At 64.1% G+C, this 24,439-nt stretch carries 23 protein-coding genes; 13 read left to right on the top strand and 10 right to left on the bottom strand.

Annotation, left to right across the window (positions count from 1 at the left end; translation table 11 throughout):
* Window positions 1–189 precede the first annotated feature (189 nt).
* Complete coding sequence (locus ACIQUI_RS18130) at window positions 190–687, bottom strand: GNAT family N-acetyltransferase (RefSeq protein ID WP_403201117.1); 498 nt, start codon at window positions 685–687, stop codon at window positions 190–192.
* Window positions 688–817: 130 nt separating this feature from the next.
* Here ACIQUI_RS18130 and ACIQUI_RS18125 point away from each other — a divergent pair, with 130 nt between their 5' ends.
* The 7 genes from ACIQUI_RS18125 to ACIQUI_RS18095 all read left to right on the top strand — a co-directional run bounded on the left by ACIQUI_RS18125 (window position 818) and on the right by ACIQUI_RS18095 (window position 9,291).
* The gene (locus ACIQUI_RS18125) at window positions 818–1,297 is read left to right on the top strand and encodes a hypothetical protein (protein ID WP_403201114.1); all 480 of its coding nucleotides are present in this window, start codon (window positions 818–820) and stop codon (window positions 1,295–1,297) included.
* 59 nt (window positions 1,298–1,356) lie between these two features.
* The gene (locus ACIQUI_RS18120; protein ID WP_403201111.1) at window positions 1,357–2,928 is read left to right on the top strand and encodes a diguanylate cyclase; all 1,572 of its coding nucleotides are present in this window, start codon (window positions 1,357–1,359) and stop codon (window positions 2,926–2,928) included.
* A 228-nt stretch (window positions 2,929–3,156) separates the two neighbouring features.
* The gene (locus ACIQUI_RS18115; RefSeq protein ID WP_258656372.1) at window positions 3,157–3,933 is read left to right on the top strand and encodes a ParA family protein; all 777 of its coding nucleotides are present in this window, start codon (window positions 3,157–3,159) and stop codon (window positions 3,931–3,933) included.
* Between the two features lie 156 nt (window positions 3,934–4,089).
* Window positions 4,090–4,500, top strand: a complete 411-nt coding sequence (locus ACIQUI_RS18110) for a DUF2946 family protein (RefSeq protein WP_403201107.1) — start codon at window positions 4,090–4,092, stop codon at window positions 4,498–4,500.
* A 68-nt stretch (window positions 4,501–4,568) separates the two neighbouring features.
* Window positions 4,569–6,719 carry a TonB-dependent receptor gene (locus tag ACIQUI_RS18105; RefSeq protein WP_403201105.1) on the top strand — a complete coding sequence of 717 codons (2,151 nt, stop codon included), beginning with the start codon at window positions 4,569–4,571 and terminating at the stop codon, window positions 6,717–6,719.
* A gap of 441 nt (window positions 6,720–7,160) precedes the next feature.
* Window positions 7,161–7,802, top strand: coding sequence for a hypothetical protein (locus ACIQUI_RS18100; protein ID WP_403201104.1), 642 nt, complete (start codon window positions 7,161–7,163; stop codon window positions 7,800–7,802).
* 151 nt (window positions 7,803–7,953) lie between these two features.
* On the top strand, window positions 7,954–9,291 hold the full coding sequence (locus ACIQUI_RS18095; protein ID WP_403201102.1) for an MFS transporter: 1,338 nt from the start codon (window positions 7,954–7,956) through the stop codon (window positions 9,289–9,291).
* A 131-nt stretch (window positions 9,292–9,422) separates the two neighbouring features.
* On the opposite strand, the gene ACIQUI_RS18090 is transcribed toward ACIQUI_RS18095, so the two are convergent.
* Genes ACIQUI_RS18090 through ACIQUI_RS18080 form a run of 3 tightly spaced genes read right to left on the bottom strand, consistent with a single transcriptional unit; the run spans window position 9,423 to window position 15,046 of the window.
* Window positions 9,423–12,569 carry an efflux RND transporter permease subunit gene (locus ACIQUI_RS18090; RefSeq protein WP_403201099.1) on the bottom strand — a complete coding sequence of 1,049 codons (3,147 nt, stop codon included), beginning with the start codon at window positions 12,567–12,569 and terminating at the stop codon, window positions 9,423–9,425.
* A gap of 16 nt (window positions 12,570–12,585) precedes the next feature.
* Window positions 12,586–13,800, bottom strand: coding sequence for an efflux RND transporter periplasmic adaptor subunit (locus tag ACIQUI_RS18085; protein WP_403201096.1), 1,215 nt, complete (start codon window positions 13,798–13,800; stop codon window positions 12,586–12,588).
* A complete protein-coding gene (locus tag ACIQUI_RS18080; RefSeq protein ID WP_403201093.1) occupies window positions 13,793–15,046 on the bottom strand; it encodes a TolC family protein in 1,254 nt (417 codons plus the stop codon). The genes ACIQUI_RS18085 and ACIQUI_RS18080 overlap by 8 nt, the downstream gene beginning before the upstream one ends.
* 205 nt (window positions 15,047–15,251) lie before the next feature.
* Here ACIQUI_RS18080 and aroQ point away from each other — a divergent pair, with 205 nt between their 5' ends.
* Both aroQ and ACIQUI_RS18070 read left to right on the top strand, forming a co-directional pair.
* Entirely contained in the window at window positions 15,252–15,701 is a 450-nt protein-coding gene (aroQ, locus tag ACIQUI_RS18075; RefSeq protein ID WP_403201090.1) for a type II 3-dehydroquinate dehydratase, read from the top strand.
* Window positions 15,698–16,546, top strand: coding sequence for a shikimate dehydrogenase (locus ACIQUI_RS18070; RefSeq protein WP_403201087.1), 849 nt, complete (start codon window positions 15,698–15,700; stop codon window positions 16,544–16,546). Before aroQ ends, ACIQUI_RS18070 begins: the two co-directional genes overlap by 4 nt.
* 276 nt (window positions 16,547–16,822) lie before the next feature.
* Here the strand turns inward: ACIQUI_RS18070 and ACIQUI_RS18065 are convergent, their stop codons facing one another.
* Entirely contained in the window at window positions 16,823–17,359 is a 537-nt protein-coding gene (locus ACIQUI_RS18065) for a thioredoxin family protein (protein WP_403201085.1), read from the bottom strand.
* A complete protein-coding gene (locus ACIQUI_RS18060) occupies window positions 17,349–17,624 on the bottom strand; it encodes a DUF2790 domain-containing protein (RefSeq protein WP_403201082.1) in 276 nt (91 codons plus the stop codon). The genes ACIQUI_RS18065 and ACIQUI_RS18060 overlap by 11 nt, the downstream gene beginning before the upstream one ends.
* A 219-nt stretch (window positions 17,625–17,843) precedes the next feature.
* On the opposite strand from ACIQUI_RS18060, the gene ACIQUI_RS18055 reads away from it, so the two are divergent.
* From ACIQUI_RS18055 to ACIQUI_RS18040, 4 genes are all read left to right on the top strand, one after another.
* Window positions 17,844–18,584, top strand: coding sequence for a response regulator (locus ACIQUI_RS18055; protein WP_403201079.1), 741 nt, complete (start codon window positions 17,844–17,846; stop codon window positions 18,582–18,584).
* Window positions 18,581–19,867 carry a sensor histidine kinase gene (locus tag ACIQUI_RS18050; RefSeq protein WP_403201077.1) on the top strand — a complete coding sequence of 429 codons (1,287 nt, stop codon included), beginning with the start codon at window positions 18,581–18,583 and terminating at the stop codon, window positions 19,865–19,867. The genes ACIQUI_RS18055 and ACIQUI_RS18050 overlap by 4 nt, the downstream gene beginning before the upstream one ends.
* 429 nt (window positions 19,868–20,296) lie before the next feature.
* Window positions 20,297–20,914 carry a ferric reductase-like transmembrane domain-containing protein gene (locus tag ACIQUI_RS18045; RefSeq protein WP_403201074.1) on the top strand — a complete coding sequence of 206 codons (618 nt, stop codon included), beginning with the start codon at window positions 20,297–20,299 and terminating at the stop codon, window positions 20,912–20,914.
* Between the two features lie 27 nt (window positions 20,915–20,941).
* Window positions 20,942–21,430, top strand: coding sequence for a DoxX family protein (locus ACIQUI_RS18040; protein ID WP_403201071.1), 489 nt, complete (start codon window positions 20,942–20,944; stop codon window positions 21,428–21,430).
* Window positions 21,431–21,461: 31 nt separating this feature from the next.
* Here the strand turns inward: ACIQUI_RS18040 and ACIQUI_RS18035 are convergent, their stop codons facing one another.
* From ACIQUI_RS18035 to ACIQUI_RS18020, 4 genes are all read right to left on the bottom strand, one after another.
* A complete protein-coding gene (locus tag ACIQUI_RS18035; RefSeq protein ID WP_403201069.1) occupies window positions 21,462–22,160 on the bottom strand; it encodes a DUF2063 domain-containing protein in 699 nt (232 codons plus the stop codon).
* Window positions 22,153–22,986, bottom strand: coding sequence for a DUF692 domain-containing protein (locus tag ACIQUI_RS18030; protein ID WP_403201066.1), 834 nt, complete (start codon window positions 22,984–22,986; stop codon window positions 22,153–22,155). Before ACIQUI_RS18030 ends, ACIQUI_RS18035 begins: the two co-directional genes overlap by 8 nt.
* 74 nt (window positions 22,987–23,060) lie before the next feature.
* Window positions 23,061–23,552 (bottom strand): EF-hand domain-containing protein, encoded by a 492-nt coding sequence (locus ACIQUI_RS18025; RefSeq protein ID WP_403201064.1) that lies wholly within the window; start codon window positions 23,550–23,552, stop codon window positions 23,061–23,063.
* A gap of 159 nt (window positions 23,553–23,711) precedes the next feature.
* Window positions 23,712–24,266 (bottom strand): DUF4174 domain-containing protein, encoded by a 555-nt coding sequence (locus ACIQUI_RS18020; protein WP_403201062.1) that lies wholly within the window; start codon window positions 24,264–24,266, stop codon window positions 23,712–23,714.
* Window positions 24,267–24,439: the final 173 nt, after the last annotated feature.

The following is a 24,439-nucleotide window of genomic DNA, read 5'->3' as shown; positions in this document are numbered from 1 at the left end:
TTGCGCGATCCCTGTAGGAGCGGCCTTGTGTCGCGAAAGGGCCGCGAAGCGGCCCCAGGATCTTTCAGGCAACCGAACTGCCAGCAGGCAGCAGCCCCCACTCCGCCCGCTCCTGCTCACTCATCATCGCCACCACCTCGGCAAACGTCAGCGCCAGCTCGGAACTGACATTGCCAAACACCCCACAAATCAGCGTAATTGCAGTTGCATGTGCGTGGTCTGCCAGACCGGGTCTTGTTCGACATCCACCACCATGAACCCTTGCCGCTCCCAGAACGCAATCGCACCCGGCAGAAACGGATGCGTATGCAGGTACAGGCAGCCGATACCCGCCTGTTCCGCCCGCTCGCGCAAGGCAGCGAACAGCGCGCCAGCCAGGCCATGCCTACGGTAGGCCGGCAGCACGAACAAGCGGACCACCTCGACAACCTGCTCAGCACGGTAATCAAGCTGGGCAAAACGGTGATCATAGGGCAGGTAACCGATCACCGCGACCAGCCGCCCTTCATCACGGGCTTCAAGAAAGCATCCCGCACCGTCCAGGTAGGCGTCGGCAAAGTGCGCAAGGTCGCGCGGCAATGGCGCCTGGGCAAGCATCGGGAACAGTTCGCGGCGAGCGCTGTCGACAAATGCGACGACTTCGGCAATGGCGGCGCGCGCCACAGGTTGCAGGGTCCAGTTCGGCATGGGGCTGCTGGCAGTGGTTGGAGGCCACGGTTCTACCCCAGCACGCCGCACAAGGCAAATCATAAAGCTGCGCCTGGCCAGGCGCAGATCGGTATAATCGGCCGTCTTCAATGCCCGACCAGGCCACGCCATGCCTTGCTTCCAGAAGTTGCTGTTGCCGTTGCTGCTGACTGCCGCCCTCACCGCCTGTGACCAGAAGCCCTCCCGTGAAGAGCAGATCCTTGCCCAGCTTCCGCTGCAGGACGCCTATACGCACAACATCGAGCGCATGGCCGCATTGCTTGGCCGTACCCACCCGCAGCTGTCACAGGCCACCATCCAGGATGTACTGCGCAAGTACCTGACCGTCGAGGACCAGCGCCAGGACCTGTTCCGGCTGTACAGCGAAAAGAACTTCAGCGATGACGAGTTCGCCACCATCGTTGCTGCCACCCAGGACCCGGCCAAGGCGCGCGCCCTGGAAAACACCGAAGCCGGCAAGCGCCTGAGCGAAAAACTCACGGCCCTGATGCGCGAAACAGCACGCGACGCAAAGGTGCAGGCCTTGGTCGAGCAGCGCATGCAACAGGTCGAAGACGAACTCGATGCGCTGGAAAAGGCAGGTTCTTGAACGCGTCACGCAAGGTTATTCCCATTTCGTAGCCTTTATCCGCTACCTCGAGGTCAGGATTGCCACACGCCAAGCACGGATTGCGCCTGGATCTGCGCACACTCATTCTGGTGCTCTGCGCCCTAACTGCGTTGGTCATGCTGTGCGCCAGCTACTTTGCCAGCTACCGGGTGCAGCGCCAGTTGTTGATCGACCACTCGCTGGAAGCCAACCGGGTATATGCTGCGAAGCTGGCAGCCATCACCGAAACCTTTATCGGTAACGCGCTTCAACAACTTTCGTTCAGCGCGGGTGTACAGGGCCGACAACTGGCTGATGCCCAGGCCATGCAGGCGGAGACTGACCGTGTACTGGGCCAGAGCATGGCCTTCAACTCCACGTTCGTGCTCGATGCCGACGGCGTACTGCTGGCAATTTCCCCCGCCCCACTGCGGCACCTGGTTGGCAGCCGCATGCAGTCCCCCGGCGTTCAGGAGGCGCTGCGCGAGCGTCGTCGGTTGGTGTCCACACCCTACGTGTCAGCTGCCGACAACCTGGTGGTGGCGCTGTCACAACCCATTTTTGATAGCAGTGGCCGCTACCTGGGGTATGTCGGCGGCAGCCTGTACCTGCGTGAGCGCAACATCCTCAACAGCCTGCTGGGCGAGCACTTCTACAAGGACGGTTCGTACCTGTATGTGGTCGACCGCAACCGCCGCCTGCTGTACCACCCCGACAGCCAGCGGGTGGGCACGGTGGTGACCGGCAATACGCTGGTTGACCAGTTGGCGACCCTGGACAGCGGCACCCGACAACTGATCAACAGCCAGGGTGTGGAGATGCTCGCCGGCTTCGCCACCGTCCCCAGCGCCGGCTGGGGCGTGGTGGCGCAGCAGCCGCTGGCACAGACGGTAACGCCACTGAGCCACCTGGTGCTCAACGTGGTAGGCACGTCTGCGCCCCTGGCGCTGGTGGGCTGCCTGCTGCTGTGGTGGCTGGCCATGACCATCGCCCGGCCACTGTGGCAGCTGGCGGCCGGCGCCCGCTCGATGGACCACGCAGGCACCGCCGAGCGCTTGCATCGCGTGCGGGCCTGGTACTTCGAGGCCGCCGAACTCAAGCGCGCCCTGCTGTTCGGGCTGAACCTGCTGCAGGAACGCATCGGCCGGCTCAACCGCGACGCCCAGACCGACCCGCTGACCGGTCTCGGCAACCGCCGCAGCATGGAGCTCAGCCTGTCGTTACTGGAAGCCGAACGGCGAGCCTTTGCCGCCATTGCGCTGGACATCGACCATTTCAAGCGAGTCAATGACAACCATGGGCACGACGTTGGTGACCAGGTGCTGCGAAAGCTGGCAGAGCTGATGCGCCGTTGTTGCCGCGAGGGTGACCTGCTGTGCCGCACCGGTGGCGAGGAGTTCTTGATGCTGTTGCCGGGGGCCAGCCTGGAGGCGGCGGCGGCAGTGGCCGAGCGGCTGCGCGTCACGGTTCAGGATACGCCGGTGGAGCCTGTAGGTGGGGTGACCATTTCGCTGGGGGTGGCGCGCTGGGATGGCGAGGCTGGGGGTGAGCCTGCGCAAGTGTTGGGCGAGGCTGACCGGGCGCTTTACCGGGCCAAGCAGGAGGGGCGCAACCGGCTGGTGGTTGCTTGAGCGTCTTTTTCGTCTGTGCCGGCCTCTTCGCGGGCTTGCCCGCTCCCACAGGGTTCTGCCCAAGGTTCGAAACCTGTGCAGTACCTGTGGGAGCGGGCAAGCCCGCGAAGAGGCCGGCACAGGCAAGTATGAAACCTGCAGTTGTAACAATGCTTGTCATAAAACTGTCGTGTTGCCGTCATAGGATTGACCCCAACCTGACATTTTCTCTTCATGGATGAGCGTCTCATGCGTCGTGTGGTCTTCAATCAGAAAGGTGGCGTCGGTAAATCCAGCATCGCCTGCAACCTCGCCGCCGCCAGTGCCGCCGAGGGCTACCGCACCTTGCTGGTCGACCTCGACCCGCAGGCCAATGCCACCTACTACCTGACCGGTCTGGTCAACGACGCCATTCCGGCCGGCATCGCCGATTTCTTCCGCCAGACCTTGTCGCCGGTCACCGCCGCCGGCAAGAAGCACCGCGTGGCAATCACCGAAACCCGCTACAGCAACCTGCACCTGGTCACCGCCAGCCCCGACCTCAGCGACCTGCAAAGCAAGCTGGAGAGCAAGTTCAAGATCAACAAACTGCGCAAGCTGCTGGTGGAGCTTGGTGAGGACTACGAGCGCATCTACATCGACACCCCGCCAGCACTCAATTTCTACACCTTCAGCGCGCTGGTGGCGGCCGAGCGCCTGCTTATCCCGTTTGACTGCGACAGCTTCTCGCGCCAGGCCCTGCACAGTGTCATGGCCGAGGTCGAAGAACTGCGCCAGGACCACAACCCGGCGCTGCAAGTGGAGGGCGTAGTGGTCAACCAGTTTGCCGGGCGCACCGCCCTGCACCAGACCCTGGTCGAGCAGTTGCGCAGCGAAGGTTTGCCCGTGCTGCCGGTGTACCTGAGCAGTTCGATCAAGATGCGTGAATCGCATCAGGCGTCGGTGCCGTTGGTACACCTGGCGCCACGGCACAAACTGGCGATGGAGTTTGTCGATTTGCTGGATGTGCTGGAGCGGGCGGCCTGACAGACCTTGGGGGCGCTTTGCGCCCCTATCGCGACAGCCGCAATGTGACGCGATCCTGTAGGAGCGGCCTTGTGTCGCGACGGGCTGCAACGCAGCCCCAAAATCCCGAAGTAAAAGCACTACCCGACCGTTCATCCGAATGGTAGATTCCCCGCCATGAAAACCACCCGCCATACACGCGCACTGACGGCCTGGACGCTCTATGCCAGCGTCCTGTTCAGCCTGTTGCTGTGCGGCCTGCACCATGGCCAGATGGGCGGCCTGCGCCTGGCCGGGCTGGAAGGTGGCTTCTGCTCGGTCAACAGCGAGCACGGCGTGGCCATCGACCTGGACGGCGCGGGTGGTGACCAGCACATGGCCCAGCTCGACTGCCCGGTGTGCTCCTCGTTCGGCCTGGCGGTACCACTGAGCAGCGGCGGCTGGTCGTTCACCCCGTCGCAGGCCGTGGCCAGCTCGCCCATTGTGGTGCGCAGCTGGGCGCAGCCGCCACCGCGCTATCAACGCCCCGCCCTCAACCCCCGCGCCTCCCCCAGCGTCTTCCCCGCAGCCGTACTTCATTTCGCCTGACCTCAGCCGGGCGCGCCTGCGTGCGCGCTCGCCGTCAGCCATGACCTTTGCGTGGAAGACACACCAACATGCTTCGCAAAACCTCCCTGGTGCTCCTGATGGGCACCTGCAGCTTCGCCTGCGCTGAAAACGCCCCCGTGGAACTGGGCGCCACCACCATCGACGGCGAGCGCGACGCCGCCACCGGCGTACAACTGGACGAGCCGATCCGCACCGGCTCGCGCCTGGGCCTCACGGCGCGAGAAACACCTGCCTCGGTCAGTGTTTCGGACCGCCGCCTGATCGAGGAGCGCGGTGCCAAGGACAGCCAGGACGTGGTCAACGCCATGACCGGGGTGAATGCCTCGGCCAACCCGGGTTTTGGCGGCTTCGTCGCCTACCGCGGCTTCACCCAGAACCAGGTCACCCAGTTGTACAACGGCATCAACCTGGGCTACAGCAGTGCTACCCGGCCCGTGGATGCCTGGGTGCTCGACCGCGTCGAGCTGATTGGCGGGCCCTCCTCGTTCCTGCATGGCGCAGGCGCAGTGGGCGGCTCGATCAACTACATCACCAAGCTCGCCAGCCGCGACCAGCAGATCATTGACGGGCGCATACGCTATGGCAGTTTCGACGACAGCGAGGTGGCGTTCGGTATCAACCAGGCACTGGCCAGCAACCCCGCCGATGCCCGCCATTTCATGCGCCTGGACTTCAGCCGTGGGCACGGCAACGGCTACGTCGACCGCAACGAACGGCACACCGACAGCCTGGCTTTTTCGCTGCTCAGCGACCTGGCCCCCAACCTCACCCACACCCTGGCGCTGGAGTACCAGGAAGACCGCGAAGACAGCCCCTACTGGGGCTCGCCGATCCTACCCGGGCGCAGCACCATGAAAATCGACAAAAGCCGCCGCTTCGAAAACTACAACGTCGCTGACGGCCGCTATGAGCAACGGGTACGCTGGCTGCGCTCGATCCTCGACTACCAGGTCAGCGATAGCACCAGCGTGCAGAACACGCTGTACCAGTACAGCGCCCAGCGCGACTACCGCAACCTTGAACGCTACGCCTACACCGGCAATGGCCAGGTGCAACGCAGCAGCCCTTACCTGCAACGCCACGACCAGAACTTGCTGGGCGACCGCATCGAGCTGCGCCACGACAACCAGTTGTTCGGCCTGGCCAGCCAATGGTCGCTGGGGCTGGAATACTCGCGCATGCGCCAGACCCTCTACCCCACCTCGGGCAGCTGGAGCGATGTGGTCGATGCCGATCACTTCGAGCCCGGCAGCTTCGATGACATCCCGGGCGTGAACGCCGGCCTGACCAAGCAACGCCGCCACGAGGTGAGCAACCGTGCGCTATTTGCCGAAAACCGCCTGCAACTCACCGAACGCCTGGCCCTGCTCACCGCCTTGCGCTACGACTACCTGGACATGGAAGTCACCAACTACGGCGCAGTGACACCCACCTCACCGGCCTATTTCGAGCGGCGCTGGGAACCGCTGTCCGGGCGCATCGGCCTGACCTATGCGCTGACGCCTTCGGCCAGCCTGTATGCGCAGTACAGCACCTCCGCCGACCTGCCTGCCGGTTCGCTGGCGGCAGCGACCTACTCCAATGTGGGGCTGTTCGACCTGTCCAAGGGCGAGCAATGGGAGGTGGGCAGCAAGTTCGACTTCCTCGACGGGCGCGGTGCGGCCACGCTGGCGCTGTACCAGATCGTGCGCAAGGACTTTGCCGTGCGTGACTCGAACGACGCCAACCTCACGGTCCAGGCCGGGCAGCAGACCTCACGCGGGGTCGAACTGTCCGGGCGCCTGCAGGTAACCCCGAAGTTGCTGGCCGAAGCCAACTACGCCTACGTCGATGCGCAATACGATGAGTTCAACGAAGCGGTCAACGGCGTGTCGGTGTCCCGCAAGGGCAATGCACCGACCAACGTGCCGGCCAATGTCGCCAACCTGTGGCTGACCTACAGCTTGTCACCGGCCTGGTCGGTGGGCGCGGATGGGCGCTACGTGGGCTCGGTGTATGCCGACAACGCCAACAGCCTCAAGGCCCCGGCCTACACCCTGTTCGGCGCGTTCGCCCGCTACCGCCTGGATGAACACACCACGCTGACCGGGCGGGTGCGCAACCTGACCGACGAGGTGTATGCCAAGCAGGCCTACAACAGCCAGTACTACATGGGGCCACCGCGCACCTTCGAGCTGGCCCTGGACATGCATTTCTAAGCGCAGGCGCGGCTCCCTGTGGGAGATTGCCCAGCCCATTGGGCTGCGCTGTCGCGCAGAGAACCGATGCCGGGCGCACCGCGTACCCTGTGGGAGCGGGCGCGTCGAGGCGTCGAACCGCCGCGAAGAATCCAACGCGGTGCATGGCACCGGCTGCGCCGGTGTTCGCGGGCACGCCCGCTCCCACAGGTTACCTTTGCAGGTTTCAGGCTCCCCCCGATTCTCCACAACAACTACACAAAAACATCCGGCAGTTTGAGTGATAATATTGATTCTCAACAACGCCGGCATGTAGGCCGGCTCCATCACATCAAGGAAGTATCTGTGTTCAGATCGTTGCCGGCGGCAATTGCAGCTACCGCACTCATAGCTTTAACAGGTTGCCAGCACCGGCCTGCCTCCGAGGAGGACAAACAGGCGCGACAGACATTCGTCAGCGACATGCAAAACGTCTTGAGACTGGGCATTGCCACAGCCGATACCGGCAAGCAGATCGGCGTGGTCATGCTGAATGTCAAACTCGACCAGAACTCCGCGCCCACCAGTTGCAAAGCCAGCAAGCCACCGATGAAATACGAAACGGTATTGCCTGCCGACCTTGTCCGCTCGGACTTCAAGGCGTTGGCCAGCATGGTCGAGGCGCAGTGCTGGAAGACCATCTACCCCGTGGTGCCCAAGTCGATGCGCGACGAGGACGGCACGGTGGAAGTACGTGCCCCGCTGTTCGTGGTGCTGCCTTCCTACGCCCAGGCACCCGACACCGCAAGGCGCCAGGCCAATGCACAGCGCGAATTCTTCTGGCAGCACCTGTTCCGCGACCAGCCGGTAGACAGCATTGGCAGGGCCTCGCTCTACTACGAAGCAAACGCACAGGGCAACGTCCAGGGCTGCCTGGTACAGATTTACCCCCACCCGAACCGGCCAGATGATTTCCGCCTCGATGGCAAACTGCAGGCCGAACTGAACAGCCGCTGCATGGCGCTGAACCTGAGCCAGCTGCCTGGCTTCAGCACCGACGCGCACGGCCAGGCCAAGGGTTACAGTGAACTGGAGTACGCCCCCTGGAAAGTGGGCCGGCTGTAAACCGCCACAGCGGTTGAATCAGGTATCCCGAGGTCGCCCTCGACAAAGCGCCCTGCGCCGCCTGGCGATCTACTGGCAAGCACAACAATGATGGCGCGGCCCGACCGCGCCACGTTCATCATGGCTGCCAATGGAACCGGAGAGCTCCCGCATGTCCGCACCACATGAGGTATCCCCCGCCACCCTGCGCCGGGTGATTGCCGCCTCGGCCATCGGCAACTTCGTCGAATGGTTCGACTTTGCCGTCTATGGCTTTCTCGCCACGCTGATCGCCAGCCAGTTCTTTGCCAGCGAAGACAGCAGCGTGGCCTTGCTCAAGACCTTTGCGGTGTTTGCCGTGGCCTTTGCCCTGCGCCCGCTGGGCGGGATCGTGTTCGGCGCGCTGGGCGACCGCCTGGGGCGCAAGCGCATCCTGTCGCTGACCATTCTGTTGATGGCAGGCTCCACCACCCTGATCGGCCTGCTGCCCACCTACGCCAGCATCGGCCTGGCCGCCCCTGCGCTGCTGACCCTGGCGCGTTGCCTGCAAGGCTTTTCTGCCGGTGGCGAGTACGCCGGGGCCTGCGCCTACCTGATGGAGCACGCACCCAGCGACAAACGTGCCTTCTATGGCAGCTTCGTGCCGGTCTCGACCTTTTCCGCCTTCGCCTGCGCCGCGGTAATTGCCTATGGCCTGGAGGCCAGCCTGTCGGCCGAAGCAATGAATGCCTGGGGCTGGCGCGTTCCGTTCCTGATCGCCGCACCGCTGGGGCTGGTTGGCTTGTACCTGCGCTGGCGCATGGAAGAAACCCCGGCATTTCGCCAAGCCGTCGCCCAGGGTAAGCAGCACGAGCATTCGCCGCTCAAGGAAACCCTGCGCAATCATGGCCGGGTCATTCGCAACCTGGGCGCGTTCATCTCGCTGACCGCGCTGTCGTTCTACATGTTCACCACCTACTTCGCCACTTACCTGCAACTGGTGGGCAACCTGACCCGCGCGCAATCGCTGCTGGTGACCACCGTGGCGCTGTTGTTCGCCGCCGTTGGCTGCCCGCTGGCCGGGGCGTTCTCGGACCGCGTGGGGCGGCGCAAGACCATCGGCTTTACCTGCCTGTGGGTGATGCTGTGCGTGTTCCCGGCGTACTGGCTGGCCAGCTCGGGCTCGATGTCCGGCGCACTGATCGGGGTGATCCTGCTGGCGGTGGGGGCGCTGTGCAGTGGCGTGGTGACCGCGGCGCTGCTGTCGGAAAGCTTCCCTACCCGAACCCGCTATACCGCTTCGGCGATTACCTACAACGTGGCCTATACGCTGTTTGGCGGGACCGCGCCGCTGGTGGCGACCTGGCTGATCGGGCAGACCGGCAGCAGCCTGGCGCCAGCGTTCTACCTGGTGGTGATTGCGCTGGTGGCGTTGGTGGGCGGGTTGGCGTTGCCGGAGACTTCGCGGATATCGTTGCATGATGAGGTGGGAGTGGATGCTGTTCGGCCTGAGGTCCGTAGCACCGTCTGACATTTTTGGGGCTGCTTTGCAGCCCATCGCAGGCAAGCCAGCTCCCACAGGTACAGTGCAGGTCTCAGGAATTACGCTGCACCTGTGGGAGCTGGCTTGCCTGCGATGGGCCGCACAGCGGCCCCAGGATGTCAGCCCTCCTGCACCTCCTCGCGCCGATACGCCCACTGATACAACGCCGGCAACACCAGCAACGTCAATGCGGTAGATGACAGAATCCCGCCAATCACCACCGTCGCCAGCGGCCGCTGCACCTCAGCCCCGGTCCCGGTCGCCAACGCCATCGGAATGAACCCCAGCGAAGCCACCAGCGCCGTCATCAGCACCGGCCGCAAGCGCGTCAGCGCACCTTCCTCAACCGCCACCCGCAGCGGGCGCCCTTCCTCGCGCAGGCTGCGGATAAAGGCAATCATCACCAGCCCGTTGAGCACCGCCACCCCCGACAAGGCAATAAACCCCACCCCCGCAGAAATGGACAGTGGAATATCCCGCAACCACAGCGCCAGCACCCCGCCTGTCAGGGCAAACGGAATACCGGTGAACACCAGCAAGCCATCCTTGAGGTTGTTGAACATCATCAGCAACAGCGCCATGACCAGCAGCAAGGCCACCGGCACTACCACCTGCAAACGCTCGGCCGCCGACTGCAACTGCTCGAACTGCCCACCCCAGCGGGTCCAGTAACCCGGTGGAATCTGCACCTGCTTTATCAGCGTCTGTTCGGCATCCTTCACGAACGAGCCCAGGTCACGCCCTCGCACGTTGGCACTGACCACCACCACCCGCTTGCCATCTTCGCGGCTGACCTGGTTAGGCCCCAGTTGCAGGTTCAACGTGGCCACCTGCGACAGCGGGATAAAGCCGATTTGCGCAGCGCCCGCAGCGGCACTGGCCGGTACCGGAATCAGCAGGCTGCCCAACCCGTCCACATCGGTACGCAAGGTTTCGGGCAGGCGCACCACCATGTCGAAACGGCGGTCGCCTTCATACAGCGTGCCTGCCGTGCGGCCCCCCACTGCAATCGCGATGGCGTCCTGCACATCGCCCACGTTCAGGCCGTGACGGGCCGCCTTGTCGCGGTCGATATCGATGGTCAGCACCGGCAGGCCGGTGGTCTGCTCGACCTTCACCTCGGACGCACCCGCTACCCCTTGCAAGCTGCCGGCGATCTGCGCGGCGGTGCGGTTGAGCACGTCCATGTCATCACCGAACAACTTCACCGCCACATCGCTGCGCACCCCGGAAATCAGCTCGTTGAAGCGCAACTGGATAGGCTGCGACAACTCGTGGTTGCTGCCCGGTACGCTGGCCGCCGCACGTTGAACCTCGGCGATCAGTTCCTCACGCGGCTTGCCCGGGTCCGCCCATTGCTCGTGCGGGCGCAGCATCACGTAGGCATCGGAAATGTTCGGCGGCATCGGGTCGGAGGCGATCTCGGCGGTGCCGGTACGCGCAAACACCCGCTCCACTTCCGGCACCTGGGCGATGATCGCCCGCTCCAGGCGCTGCTGCATGTCCACCGACTGCGACAGGCTGGTACCCGGTACGCGCAACGCCTGCAAGGCAAAGTCGTCCTCGCTGAGGCTGGGGATGAACTCGCTGCCCATGCGGCTGGCCATTACCCCGGACAGCAGCACCAGGGTGGCCGCCGCGGCAAACGCCAGCTTGCGCCGGCCCAGCACCCAGGCCAGCACCGGGGCATAGCGCTGGCGCGCCGTGCGCATCAGCAGGCCTTCTTCTTCCTTGACCTTGCCGGTGACGAACAGGGCGATGGCCGCCGGCACGAAGGTGACCGAGAGGATCATCGCCCCCAGCAGGGCCATGACCACGGTAAAGGCCATGGGGTGGAACATCTTGCCCTCGACCCCGGTCAGGGCAAAGATCGGCAGGTACACCACCATGATGATCAGCTGCCCGTAGATCAGCGGCCGGCGCGCCTCGCGGGCTGCGGCAAACACTTCATGGAAGCGCTCGCTGCGGGTGAGCATGCGGCCATGGCGTTGCTGGGCGTGGGCCAGGCGGCGGATGGCGTTTTCCACGATGACCACGGCACCGTCGACAATGATGCCGAAGTCCAGCGCCCCCAGGCTCATCAGGTTGGCACTGACCTTGTTGCTGAACATGCCGGTAAAGGTGAACAGCATCGACAACGGGATGACCATGGCGGTGATCAGTGCGGCACGGATGTTACCCAGGAACAGGAACAGCACAGCGATGACCAGGATGGCGCCTTCGACCAGGTTCTTCTTCACCGTGGCGATGGCTTTTTCCACCAGGTTGGTGCGGTCGTACACCGTCACCGCCACCACACCCTTGGGCAGGTTGCGGTTGATCTCGACCAGTTCGGCGGCAACTGCCTGGGACACTGTGCGGCTGTTCTCGCCAATCAGCATGAACACCGTGCCCAGCACCACTTCCCGGCCATTCTCGGTGGCCGCACCCGAACGCAGCTCTTCGCCCAGGCCAACCTCGGCCACATGGCTGACGCGGATCGGCGTGCCGTCGACGCTGGATATGACGATATTGGCGATGTCTTCGGCCGAGGCTACCTGGCCCGGCGCCCGGATCAGCAACTGCTCGCCGTTACGCTCGATGTAACCGGCACCCACGTTGGCGTTGTTGCGCTCCAGCGCCGCGATCAGGTCGTTGAGGGTAAGCTTGTAGGCCGCCAGCCGCTTGGGCTCCGGTGCAATCAGGTATTGTTTGGCGTGGCCACCGATGCTGTTCACTTCGGCCACCCCTGGCACATTGCGCAACTGCGGCTTGATGATCCAGTCCTGGATCACCCGCAGGTCGGTCGGCGTGTAGGGCGTGCCGTCCTCCTTCAGGGCGCCCTGTTCGGCTTCCACGGTCCACAGGAAGATCTCGCCCAAACCGGTGGAAATCGGCCCCATGCCCGCTTCGATCCCTTCGGGCAATTGCTCGCGGGCCACTTGCAGGCGCTCGTTGACCAGCTGACGGGCGAAGAACAGGCCGGTGCCGTCATCGAAGATTACCGTGACCTGCGACAGGCCCGAGCGCGACAGCGAACGGGTCTGCTTCAGCCCAGGCAGGCCGGCCATGGCAGTCTCGATGGCGAAGGTGATGCGTTGCTCGGTCTCCAGCGGCGAATAACCGGGCGCAGAGGTGTTGATCTGCACCTGGACGTTGGTGATGTCCGGTACAGCGTCGATCGGCAGTTTCTGGTAGCTGTGGATACCCACCGCGGCCATCAGGACCACGGCCAGCATCACCACCAGGCGCTGCTCGATGGCGAATTGGATCAGGCGTTCGAACATGCAGGTGCCCCCGTGATCAATGGCTGTGCTCGGCCGAGCCCTTGCCCAGTTCCGACTTGAGGACAAAGCTGCCAGCGGCGGCCACCTGGGTACCGGCGGCCAGGCCGCTGATGATTTCCACCTGGCCGGCATCGCGGCGGCCGGCCTTTACCGGGCGGGCCTCGAAGCCTTGCTCGGTGCGGGCAAACACCACCGTCTGTTCCTCCCAGGTTTGCAGGGCGCTTTGCGGCACCACCACGGCGGCATTGAAGCGCTCGACACTGACTGCAACATTGACGAACAGCCCGGGGCGCCAGGCGCCGTTGGGGTTGGCCAGTGTGGCGCGCACGGTGGCGGCCCGGTTCTGCTCGCCGAGCAGGCTGCCGACGTAGTTGACCTTGCCCTCGACCTGGGCACCCAGGTCCGGCGCGCTGACGGTGACCTTGCGCCCGGTGACCACCTTGTCCAGGTCACGCGGGGCGACAGCAAAGGTGGCCCAGACCCGGCTCAGGTCCGACAGGGTGAACGCATTGCTGGTCTCATCGACCACCTCGCCCACCGTCAGGTGCTTCTCCACCACCACGGCATCAAAGGGCGCGCGCAACTCGTAACGATTGCCGGCACCGGCCGGGCCCACGGCGGCGACTTTCTGCCGGGCGTTGGCCAAGGCAATTTCGGCCTCCTGCAACGCCTGGCGCGCCTGCAGGTAATCCTGCTCGGCGCTGATGCGTTCCTGCCACAGCTGCTGCTCGCGCTGGAACGTCAGGCGCGCCAGTTCCAGGCGGCGCTGAGCGGCCTGCTGTTCGCTGCGCAGGTCCGAGATCTGCTGGCTGGCGATCACCGCCAGTACCTGGCCGCGCTTGACCGACTGGCCCAGCTCAGCCTGTACGGCCTCTACCACGCCGGGCACCCGGGGCACGACATGGGCAGTGCGGTCTTCGTCGAAGCGGATTTCCCCCGGAAAGCTGATGGCGGTACCCAGTTCCCGCGGGCCGGCGGCAGCCAGTTGCACACCGGCAGCTTCGACCTGGGCAATGGACAGGTGCAACTGGCCCTGTTCTTCGCCATGCCCCTCATCTTCGTGACCTTCGGCGGCCTTCTCCGCGCCATGGTCATGGCTGTCTTCGCCGTGATCGTCATGCCGGGCTTCAGCCTTCGACGCCTGGCCGAGGTTGCCGGTCCAGGCCAGGCCACCAAGGCCAAGCGCAGCCATGGCGGCGACCAGAAGGGCTATTTTGCGTGGGTTAGTCATTGTTGCTCCTGCTGTTCAAGTTGCTGCCCAGGCCATCGAGGTCGCCGTAAATCCGCTCGACCTGCGCCCGTGCGTCGGTCGCCGAAGCCAGCGCTTGCAGATACAGCCCACGGGCCTCGATCAGCGTGCGCTGGGCGTCGAGTACATCGAGAAAAGCGAACTTGCCCATTTCGAAACCGCGGGTGGCGGTGTCCACGGCCTGCTGTGCAGACGGCAGGATGGTGCAGTCGTAGGTGTCCACCTCGTGCATGGCTGTCTGCCATTGGCTGATGGCGCTACGGGTGTCGCTGCGCAGGCGTAACTCCACGGCGTTGCGCAGGTCACGCGCCTGGTCGGCACGGCGTGCGGCGGCCAGCACATTGCCCTGGTTGCGGTCGAACAGCGGCAAGGGCATCGACAGGCCAACCACGTTGACCCGCTCCCGGTCTTCGCGGCTGTACTGGCTACCAAGGCTGACGGTGAGGTCGGGAATTCGCTGGGCCTTTTCCGACCCCAAAGTGGCATCGCCACGCTCGACCTGGGCGGCAGCCAGGCGCCATTCGGCCGTTTGTTCGACCTGGCCGAGCAAGCTGTCGGCACTGGGCGCGACGCCTGGTGAAAGGTTGGCCGCCTGCAACTGGTCGAACGCTGCCAGCGGGCTGCCGGTCAAGCGAGCCAAGGCCTGATAGGCCACGCTGCGTTGGGTTTGCGCCCGCCGCACCTCGGCCTGGGCCTGGGCAAGTTGTACGTGGGCACGGGTGGCCTCGACAGGCGATGACTGACCAGCTGTGACACGACCCTGTACCACCCGTAGCCCGCGCTCGGTCAAGGCCTGCGACTGCTGCGCCAGCTCCAGTGCGGTCTGTGCGCGCAGGGCAGTGTGGAAGGCCTGCACCACATCGGCACGCAGGGCATTGCGCTGGCGCTCCAGGTCGAGCTGGGCAATCGCCTGGCCGCTGCCGGCTACGGCGATACGTGCGCCACGCTTGCCGCCCAGCTCCAGCGGCTGGCTAAGGGTGACGGTGGTGGTGCTGGTGCTACGGCGGGTGTCCTCGACCTCCCAGGACAGCTCAGGGTTGGGTACCAAGCCGGCCTGGCGCCGCTCGCCGTCGGCGATGCCCAACTCACGACCTGCGGCGGCCAGCTCCGGGTTCTGGGCAAAGGCGGCGGCAAGCGCCTGGGGCAGGCTCAGGCTCTGGCTGGCCTGGGCGCTGGTGGCGCTGGCCAGCAACAGGCAGAGCAAGGCGATGTTGCGGGGGATGGGCACGAACAAGTCCTCGTCGACGCATGTAGGCGAGGGACTGTAGAAAGCCGTGCTTATCGGGGCGGTGTCGGGGAAATTACAATTTTGTAAGGTTTTGCGGTGTTCGATAATCGCCCACTTTCCCGGTGCGACGATCTAGTCCAATTGACGAAACTAACCAGTCAGTACAAAACTACGCACAACCAACAACAACAAAGCGATGCCCGTCATGAAGCCCCTTATTCTTGTGCTCAACGGCCCTAACCTGAACATGCTGGGCACCCGCGAGCCTGCCCAATACGGCCATGAAACCCTTGCAGACCTGGCCCGAAGCTGTGCCGACACTGCCCATTCCCAGGGCATGGAAATCGAATTCCGCCAGACCAACCACGAAGGCGAACTGATCGACTGGATCCACGCCGCCCGCAACCGCTGCGCCGGTATCGTGATCAACCCCGGCGCCTGGACCCACACTTCGGTGGCCATCCGTGACGCCCTGGTGGCCAGCGAACTGCCGGTCATCGAGGTGCACTTGTCCAACGTGCACAAGCGCGAACCGTTCCGCCACCTGTCGTTCGTCTCCTCCATCGCCGTGGGCGTGATCTGCGGCCTGGGCAGCCATGGCTACCGCATGGCCCTCAGCCACTTTGCCGAACTGTTCCAGGAGCGCCTTGCATGAGCCAGCAAGCCATCCTTGCCGGCCTGATTGGCCGTGGCATCCAGCTGTCGCGCACCCCTGCCTTGCATGAGCATGAAGGTGACGCCCAGGCCCTTCGCTACCTGTACCGGTTGATCGACGCCGACGCGCTGCAACTCGACGACAGCGCCTTGCCCGGGCTGCTCGATGCCGCGCAGCACACCGGCTTCACTGGCCTCAACATCACCTACCCGTTCAAGCAGGCGATCCTGCCGCTGCTCGACGAGCTGTCGGACGAAGCACGCGGTATCGGCGCGGTAAACACCGTGGTGCTCAAGGACGGCAAGCGGGTCGGCCACAACACCGACTGCCTGGGCTTTGCCGAAGGCTTGCGCCGTGGCCTGCCCGACGTGGCACGGCGCCAGGTGGTGCAGATGGGTGCCGGTGGGGCAGGTTCGGCCGTGGCCCATGCCCTGCTGGGTGAAGGTGTCGAGCGACTGGTGCTGTTCGAAGTGGATGCAGCCCGCGCGCAGGCTTTGGTGGATAACCTGAACACCCATTTCGGTGCCGGGCGTGCGGTTGTCGGCACCGACCTGGCCACAGCCTTGGCCGAGGCCGACGGGCTGGTGAACACCACGCCAGTGGGCATGGCCAAGCTGCCGGGTACACCGCTGCCGGTGGAACTGTTGCATGCGCGCTTGTGGGTGGCGGAGATCATTTACTTCCCGCTGGAGACCGAACTGCTGCGCGCGGCCCGGGCATTGGGTTGCCGCACGCTGGATGGCAGCAACATGGCGGTGTTCCAGGCGGTGAAGGCGTTCGAGCTGTTCAGCGGGCGGCAGGCGGATGCGGTGCGGATGCAGGCGCATTTTGCCAGCTTTACCTGATAGACGAATGTTGGCTTTTTCGCGGGCATGCCCGCTCCCACAGAGATCGCATCAGGGCTGACAGGTGTTGGCCACAAGATATGCTGCGTTCTTGAGACCGAGCGCCGCCCGCGCGGCGCTCGGTCTCACAGGCGCTGAAGATGCCGTGGCGAGCACCTGGCAACCCTGATGCCATTGCCATAAACCATAGAATCTCCCACAGGTACAGCGCAAACTTCACTGATTGCACTGTCTGTGTGGGAGCGGGCTTGCCCGCGAAGAGGCCGGCACAAGGCATCACCCTTTCTCATCCAGCAAAGCCTGTATCACCTGCTCCTGCCCCCCATAGTCCCCCTCGCCAAAATGCACATGGCGCACCTGCCCCTTGCGGTCGACAAAGTAATGCGCCGGCCAGAACTGGTTGCCCCAGGCATTCCACACCTTGTGGTCGTTGTCCACCGCCACCGGGTATGCAATCCCCAACCTGGCTACCTTGTCCCGCAAGGTACCCACATCGTGCTCGTAGTCGTACTCCGGCGTATGCACCCCGACCACCACCAGCCCCTGGTCGGCATAACGCCGCGCCCAATCGTTCACGTGCGGCAGGCTGCGCTGGCAGTTGATACAGTCCCAGGTCCAGAAGTCCACCAGCACCACCTTGCCCTTGAGCCCCGGGGCGTCCAGTGGTGCGGAATTCAGCCACTGGGTTGCACCTGACAGCGATGGCATGGCGCCATAGCTGTCACGGGCCATCAGGTGGCTGGCCAGCCCCAGGCCGGTCAGGGCCAGGGCAATGCCACCTACCTTCAACAACAAGCGCCGATCAATTCTCATGGCAACCGCCGGTGGCGTAGGTGCGATACTGCACACTCTGCGGCTGGCCGTTGGAATCCAGGTAATCCATGCGGGTGTTTACCAGGCCGCAGGCGTTGCTCTGGTCATCCTGCACCGACAATACTTTCTTCACATCCAGGTGTTCACCATAGTGGTACTGCATGGCACCAGCACCCGCCATGGGTGCGGTGGCGGCCTGGGCGGCAATGGCGCCGAAGCTGAGCACGGCGAACAGGCTGGCACTGGCGAAGGTTTTAACGTTCATGGCATCTCTCCTGAGTAACACTTGGGTGTGGGAAGTCGTGCTCCCCGGTCGAGAGCCATTTCACGCCCGCCAGGTATCCCATATGTGTCGCCCGACACTGTGATGTGCGTCCTCCTGTATCTCTGCCTGCGCCAGATACACTGCAATACAAAACCCCGCAGGCAAGCGCCAACGCGCTCGGTACACTGCGCCAACCCCACTTACACAGGAACGCTGCGCATGGAACACGTCGATCACATCCTGGTCGTCGACGACGACCGCGAAATCCGCGAGCTGGTAGGCAATTACCTGAAGAAGAACGGCCTGCGCACCAGCATTGTCGCCGACGGCCGGCAGATGCGTGCCTTCCTCGAAGCCAACAGCGTCGACCTGATCGTCCTCGACATCATGATGCCCGGCGACGATGGCTTGCTGCTGTGCCGCGAACTGCGCGCCGGCAAGCACCGCAATACGCCGGTGTTGATGCTGACCGCCCGCAACGATGAAACCGACCGTATCATCGGCCTGGAAATGGGCGCTGACGACTACCTCACCAAGCCGTTCTCGGCACGCGAACTGCTCGCCCGTATCAATGCCGTGCTGCGCCGCACGCGCATGTTGCCGCCCAACCTCACCATCAGCGAAAGCAGCCGCCTGCTCCGCTTCGGCCAGTGGCGGCTGGACACCACCGCACGCCACCTGCTCGACAGCGAAGGTACCCTGGTGGCGCTGAGCGGCGCCGAGTACCGCCTGTTGCGGGTGTTTCTCGACCACCCGCAGCGGGTGCTCAGCCGGGAGCAGTTGCTCAACCTGACCCAAGGCCGCGAGGCGGACATCTTCGACCGCTCCATCGACCTGCTGGTCAGCCGCCTGCGCCAACGCCTGGGTGACGACGCCCGCGAACCCAGTTGCATCAAGACCGTGCGCAGCGAGGGCTACGTGTTCTCGTTGCCGGTGCAACTGCTGGAGTCGCCATCATGAAGTGGCCACGCACGCTGGCCTCGCGCCTGGGGCTGATCTTCTTCACCGGCCTGGTGCTGGCGTACGGCCTGTCGTTCGGCCTGCAGGCCTACGAACGCTATATCAGCAGCCGCTCGATGATGCTCAGCAACCTGGAGCAGGACGTGGCCACCTCGGTAGCCATCCTTGACCGCCTGCCCGCGGCCGAACGCACCGCCTGGCTGCCGCGCCTGGAACGGCGCACCTACCGCTACCGCCTGGACCAAGGCCTGCCAGGCGAAGCCATGCCCAGCAGTGACCCGCCCATGGCTGCCGAATCCATCGTCAAGGCCATTGGCAGCGACTACCGCCTGACCTTCCAGGATATCCCCGGCCCGAACGCTCACTTCCAGGCGCACCTGAGCCTGGCCGACGGTGCACCGCTGACCATCGACGTGACCCCGTCGCCCGTGCCGGTGGCACGCTGGCTGCCCGTGGTGCTGCTGATCCAGTTGGCCGTGCTGTTGCTGTGCACCTGGCTGGCGGTGCGCCTGGCCATTGGGCCCCTTACCCGCCTGGCACAGGCAGTGGACAACCTCGACCCGGACAAACCAGGCGTGCAACTGGACGAAAGCGGCCCGCGCGAGGTGCGTTACGCGGCGGTGGCCTTCAACGCCCTGCAAGCGCGCATCGCTGCCCACCTCAAGGAACGTATGCAATTGCTGGCGGCCATTTCCCACGACCTGCAAACGCCGATCACGCGCATGAAACTGCGTGTCGAAGTGATGGACGACGGGGTCGAGAAGGACAAGCTGTGGAGCGACCTGGGTGAAATGGAGCACCTGGTGCGCGAAGGCGTAGCCTATGCCCGCAGCATGGACACCAGCACCGAAGCCCCCTGCCGGATCAACCTCGATGCCTTCCTCGACAGCCTGGTGTTCGACTACCAGGACAGCGGCGCCCAGGTGGAGCGCCATGGCAGCACCGCCAGCCTGCTGGAAACCCGCCCGCATGCCCTGCGCCGGGTGCTGGTGAACCTGGTGGACAACGCCCTCAAGTTTGCCGGCGCCGCTGAACTGCACGTGTACCGCGAAGCTGGCATGACCGTGATCCGCGTACTCGATAACGGGCCTGGTATCCCCGGTGCCGAGCTGGACGAAGTGCTCAAGCCGTTCTACCGGGTAGAAGGCTCGCGTAACCGCAGCACCGGCGGTACCGGGCTGGGGCTGGCCATTGCCCACCAACTGATCCACGCCATGGGCGGCCGGCTGACCCTGAGCAACCGCGAAAGCGGCGGCCTGTGCGCCCAGATCGAACTCCAGTGACAGCCTTCGACAAGCATCGCATTACCCTCTGGGAGCAACTGCCTGGCTTAAAATCTAAAAGCAGGCACGATCCTGTGGGAGCGGGCTTGCCCGCGAACACCGGCAAAGCCGGTGCCATGCACCGCGTTGGATTCTTCGCGGGCACGCCCGCTCCCACAGGGTACGCGGTGCGCCCGGCATCAGTTCTCTGCGCGACAGCGCAGCCCAATGGGCTGGGCAATCTCCCACAGGAATCGCGGCAACTTTAAAAAATGAGCTAGGCAGTTGAGTCCACAGAAGTCGCGCAACCTTTCAGGTTTTGAGCACGACTGTTGCTTCTAAACGGCAGTGACTACAAACCGATACACAACCCCACCACCCCGGACACACTGCAGATACCCCTCCCCCCCACACTCCCGGTCACACCCTCAAACACCGGGAGCCCCCTTGATGAAAGCCCTCACTTTGCCCAGCGGCTGGAAGCTGTTCGCCACCCTCGCCGGCCTGACATTGGCCATGACTGCCGTGGTCCTGGCCAGCCAGCCTGACCCTGACGGCCTGCGCAGCGCCATCCGCGCCACTGCGCGCAGTTCCTTCGCGCTGTTCCTGTTGGCCTTCCTGGCTTCATCACTGGTTACCTTGCTGCCGGGCACCGTCACTCGCCATGTCCTTCAGCAACGGCGCTACCTGGGTCTGGCGTTCGCCTTCTCGCACACCGTGCATGGCCTGCTGATCTACCGCTACGCCCAGCAATTCCCCGAACTGTTCTGGGCCGGCCGCACGCTCACTTCCAGCCTGCCCGGCAGCATCGGCTATCTGTTCCTCGTGCTGCTCACCGTCACCTCGTTCAAGGCCCCCATGCGTTTGTTGGGCAGCCGTACCTGGCAAGCCCTGCACAGCACCGGCATGTGGGTGTTGGCGGCCGTGTTCTGCCTGTCGTTCTACAAGCGCATCCCCATGGGCGGCTGGTACCCGTTGGCGTTCGCCCTGATGTTCAGCGCCATCACCGTCAAGCTCACCGCCAAACTGGCCCGCCAGCAACGCCGCGGTGCCCGTGCACTTACCTGAAATCCTGCCCTGAGAGAGAACACCGACATGATCACCTTGACCCGTACCCTGACTACCTTCGACCACGTCGGCACCTGGAGCGCCGACTTGCCGCTGCGGCTGTTCCTGGCCTGGGAGTTTTTCGAATCCGGCCTTGAGAAGCTCAACGGCAACAACTGGTTCGCCGACCTGCAAGGCAGCTTTCCATTCCCTTTCAACCACCTGCCTGCGGAGCTGAACTGGCAGCTGTCGATGTGGGCGGAGCTGGTGCTGCCACTGTTGCTGTTGCTGGGGCTGGGAACCCGGCTGGCATCACTGGGCCTGATGGTGGTGACCGTGGTGGCGATTGCCGCAGTGCACTGGCCGGCACACTGGTCAAGCCTGGCCGAGCTGGCCCAAGGGTATGCCATTACCGACCAAGGCTTTGGCAACTTCAAGTTGCCGCTGATCTACCTGGTGGCGTTGTTGCCACTGCTGCTCAAAGGGGCTGGGCGGTTGAGTGTGGATCAATGGCTGAGGGTGCGGTTCAGCAGGTAATGCCAATGGGGCGCAAAGCGCCCCAATCCCCTCAAGCTGTACCCACAATGATGCCTTGCCCACGCAACCCCTCCAGCAATGCCAGGCCCTGCTGCACATCCCCTCCCAACACCTCCAGCCTCGCCCGCCCGTTGCCCTGTTCCAGCGTCAGCAACCGATAAGCCATCGGCGCCAGTCGCGCAAAGCGCACCGTCAGCGCGGCATCGCGATATACCAGCAGCAAGGTCGGCGACGCGGGTGCAACCGTGGGCTGATATTCCGCCCCGATGCGCTCCACCGGCCACGCGTAAGCCAGCACCCGTGCCACACAGGACAACAGCGGTACCCCCTCCAGCAAATCGCCGGCAGGATCGTGGGCGGGGTCCTCGGCATCGCTCAGGAACAACTGCGCCTCGACCCACTCGTAGTGCGCCAGTTCCAGCTGCCAAGGTGCATCCAGTTCGACGCCTTGCAGATAATCGACAAACGCTTCGGCTACCTCGGTAAACAAAGGGGTCTGGCTGCGGTAGTTGGCATAGAAGTCATGCACACGGGCATGCCAACGCTGTTCCCCCAACGCCTGTCGCATCACCGGGAAGCTGCCGGCCAGCAAGCCTTCGATGGCACCATAGAACAACTCACGGTAAACCTTCAGGCGCCGCGCCTCCACGCCGGGCGGCGGGGCATTGTGCTGTGGGTCGCGCAGGTGACGGGCCAAGGTGTATTGCTGTTCGCGCAGGGTCTCATTCATGTACTTGCCCTCCCGAAGCCAGCTGCACGCTGCGGATACGCGCCGTCTCGGCCAACAGCTCGGCCAGCGGCGGGTAGTTGAAGTCACGTTCAAGCACCGTCGGCTGCACGCCAAAGCGCGCACAGGCGACGGCGTACAACGCCCACACATCTTCCCTGACCGGCGCCCCATGGGTATCCACCTTCAGGTCCGCTGCTTCGTCGTAATGCCCGGCCACGTGCATGCCGGTAACCCTCGCCGTGGGCAAGCCCTCAAGAAAAGCCTTGGCGTCATACCCGTGGTTGCAGGCATTGACGAACACGTTGTTGACGTCCAGCAGCAGGTCGCAATCCGCTTCGTCCAGTACCGCCCTGATGAACTCGAGCTCGCTCATGGCCTGGTAAGGCGCGGCGTAGTAGCTGATGTTCTCCACGGCAATGCGCCGCTCCAGGTGTGCCTGTGCCTGCCGTATGCGCGCGGCCACATGGTGCACGGCCTCGTCGGTGAACGGGATGGGCATCAGGTCGTACAGGTGCCCGTCATCGCTGCAATAGCTCAAGTGCTCGCTGTACAAGCGCACCTGGTGGCGATCGAGAAACTGGCGGGTCTGGTCAAGGAAATGCCGGTCCAGCGGTGCGCTGCCACCCAGCGACAACGACAGCCCGTGGCAGGTGATGGGAAAACGCTCGGCCAACTGGGCCAGGCCCTTGCCGTAGGCACCGCCAACCGCTATCCAGTTTTCCGGCGCGCATTCAAGAAAGTCCACTGCACCGGCGTCCATGGCCAGCAATTCGGGCAACAGACCGCGGCGCAGGCCAAGCCCTGTATTCAAAATCGTAGCAAGCATCATCAAGTCTCCAACAGGCACAACGCCCCACCTGACCAGCAGGAGGGGCGTTGTGTCGTTTCAAGGGATAACGGTCAGGATTTACCGGCCAGGTGGCTGAACAGCCCTTCGGGCATGGCCTTGCCATTGGCCTGGTAGATCGCCTTCAGGTGATCTGCCGCTTCCTGTTCAGAGATGAAGCCATCGTGGTTGCTGTCAATCTTGTCGAAATCGCCGGCACGGTCCTTGGCCACCGCCAAAAACTCATCCCGCGAGACTTTGCCGTCGTGGTTGCTGTCAGTCCTGGCGAACGAGGCGTCGCCACACTTGCCTTCGCCACATTTGCCCTCGGCCCCGGCTTTGGCGCTGGCACCGCACTTGCCCTCGCCGCATTTACCTTCGCTCTGGGTGGCCTTGCCGCTACCGCCGCACTTGCCCTCACCACACTTGCCCTCGGCCGCCACCTTGGCCGAAGCCAACTGGTAGCCCTGGGCCAACGGCTCAACGGCAAACGCGCTGGTGCTCAAGGCCATGCTGCCGATCAGGGCGGCGCCAAGCAGGCCAAGGGTATTTCGTACTTGAGTCATGGTGTTGCTCCACTGTCGTTGGAAAGTGGAGCCATTAAGCCGTCGCGCTATGTCGTGGTTGTATCGCGCAGGCCGCGGATTTGTATGGCAATGGTTCTGCAGTGTGGCTGGATACAGTGAGATACACGGCCCCGGGTAAACCGGGGCCAGTGCGTATGATCAGTCTTCCAGCGGTTTTGGCGGTGCAGCCGGTTTGGCAGGCTTGGCCGGTTTGGCATCCTTGGCCTTGGGTTCCGCTGCTGCCGCCGCCACCGGCTCGGGCGCCGTCACGGCTTTTTCGCTGGCGGGCAACTCATCGACGGCCTTGAGAATGGCCTGCGGGTCGATGGCCTCACCGCTTTCATCATCCTTGAGCATGTGCCGCTCGCCGTCCTTGCCCACCAGAATCACCTTTGTCCCCTTGCTCGCGCCCAGCTTCAGCTCACGAATCAAGGCCATGGTGGTCTGCTGCTCAAGGTTCTTGTCCTCGCGCTTGCCCATCATGTTGGCGACGCTGTACAGCACCAGGTTGCGCTCCTTGAACGCCGCCTGGGTGGCCGGGTCTTCCAGCGCCTTGTTCAAGCCGCGCAAGGTCGGGTCGGCGGTGCTCGGGGCAATGATGACCAGCGGCCTGGCCTTGCCCAGCTCCTTGGCCAGGGGCGCATCACTGTCGGCGGCATACAACGGGCCCGTCAGGGCGAGCAAGGTGGCGAGGGTCAGTGACCGGACGAGCATGCGTATCTCCTTATTCTCTCGATAAACCAAAGACTACAGATCATGGAGAAAGATCCGACGCGGGAGCCTAAACCAACGGCCCCAGGCGTGCTCGGCACAAAGGTAACTTCGGATTACCATGACCGGCGACGACATCTGTGCCAACCGCGCCGCACAGTCAAAGCATAGCGTAA

It is taken from the genome of Pseudomonas sp. NPDC090592 (assembly GCF_044769185.1).
In the GTDB taxonomy this organism is placed as follows: Bacteria; Pseudomonadota; Gammaproteobacteria; order Pseudomonadales; family Pseudomonadaceae; genus Aquipseudomonas.
The sequence above is the reverse complement of the archived record's forward strand: the minus strand, read 5'-3'. Positions and strand labels throughout refer to the sequence as shown.

Coding starts and splice junctions, on each gene's coding strand:
- ACIQUI_RS18130 (WP_403201117.1), bottom strand. CDS start 687: ATGCCGAACTGGACCCTGCAACCTGTGGCGCGCGCCGCCATTGCCGAA.
- ACIQUI_RS18125 (WP_403201114.1), top strand. CDS start 818: ATGCCTTGCTTCCAGAAGTTGCTGTTGCCGTTGCTGCTGACTGCCGCC.
- ACIQUI_RS18115 (WP_258656372.1), top strand. CDS start 3,157: ATGCGTCGTGTGGTCTTCAATCAGAAAGGTGGCGTCGGTAAATCCAGC.
- ACIQUI_RS18110 (WP_403201107.1), top strand. CDS start 4,090: ATGAAAACCACCCGCCATACACGCGCACTGACGGCCTGGACGCTCTAT.
- ACIQUI_RS18105 (WP_403201105.1), top strand. CDS start 4,569: ATGCTTCGCAAAACCTCCCTGGTGCTCCTGATGGGCACCTGCAGCTTC.
- ACIQUI_RS18100 (WP_403201104.1), top strand. CDS start 7,161: ATGCAAAACGTCTTGAGACTGGGCATTGCCACAGCCGATACCGGCAAG.
- ACIQUI_RS18095 (WP_403201102.1), top strand. CDS start 7,954: ATGTCCGCACCACATGAGGTATCCCCCGCCACCCTGCGCCGGGTGATT.
- ACIQUI_RS18090 (WP_403201099.1), bottom strand. CDS start 12,569: ATGTTCGAACGCCTGATCCAATTCGCCATCGAGCAGCGCCTGGTGGTG.
- ACIQUI_RS18085 (WP_403201096.1), bottom strand. CDS start 13,800: ATGACTAACCCACGCAAAATAGCCCTTCTGGTCGCCGCCATGGCTGCG.
- aroQ (WP_403201090.1), top strand. CDS start 15,252: ATGAAGCCCCTTATTCTTGTGCTCAACGGCCCTAACCTGAACATGCTG.
- ACIQUI_RS18070 (WP_403201087.1), top strand. CDS start 15,698: ATGAGCCAGCAAGCCATCCTTGCCGGCCTGATTGGCCGTGGCATCCAG.
- ACIQUI_RS18065 (WP_403201085.1), bottom strand. CDS start 17,359: ATGAGAATTGATCGGCGCTTGTTGTTGAAGGTAGGTGGCATTGCCCTG.
- ACIQUI_RS18060 (WP_403201082.1), bottom strand. CDS start 17,624: ATGAACGTTAAAACCTTCGCCAGTGCCAGCCTGTTCGCCGTGCTCAGC.
- ACIQUI_RS18055 (WP_403201079.1), top strand. CDS start 17,844: ATGGAACACGTCGATCACATCCTGGTCGTCGACGACGACCGCGAAATC.
- ACIQUI_RS18050 (WP_403201077.1), top strand. CDS start 18,581: ATGAAGTGGCCACGCACGCTGGCCTCGCGCCTGGGGCTGATCTTCTTC.
- ACIQUI_RS18045 (WP_403201074.1), top strand. CDS start 20,297: ATGAAAGCCCTCACTTTGCCCAGCGGCTGGAAGCTGTTCGCCACCCTC.
- ACIQUI_RS18040 (WP_403201071.1), top strand. CDS start 20,942: ATGATCACCTTGACCCGTACCCTGACTACCTTCGACCACGTCGGCACC.
- ACIQUI_RS18035 (WP_403201069.1), bottom strand. CDS start 22,160: ATGAATGAGACCCTGCGCGAACAGCAATACACCTTGGCCCGTCACCTG.
- ACIQUI_RS18030 (WP_403201066.1), bottom strand. CDS start 22,986: ATGCTTGCTACGATTTTGAATACAGGGCTTGGCCTGCGCCGCGGTCTG.
- ACIQUI_RS18025 (WP_403201064.1), bottom strand. CDS start 23,552: ATGACTCAAGTACGAAATACCCTTGGCCTGCTTGGCGCCGCCCTGATC.
- ACIQUI_RS18020 (WP_403201062.1), bottom strand. CDS start 24,266: ATGCTCGTCCGGTCACTGACCCTCGCCACCTTGCTCGCCCTGACGGGC.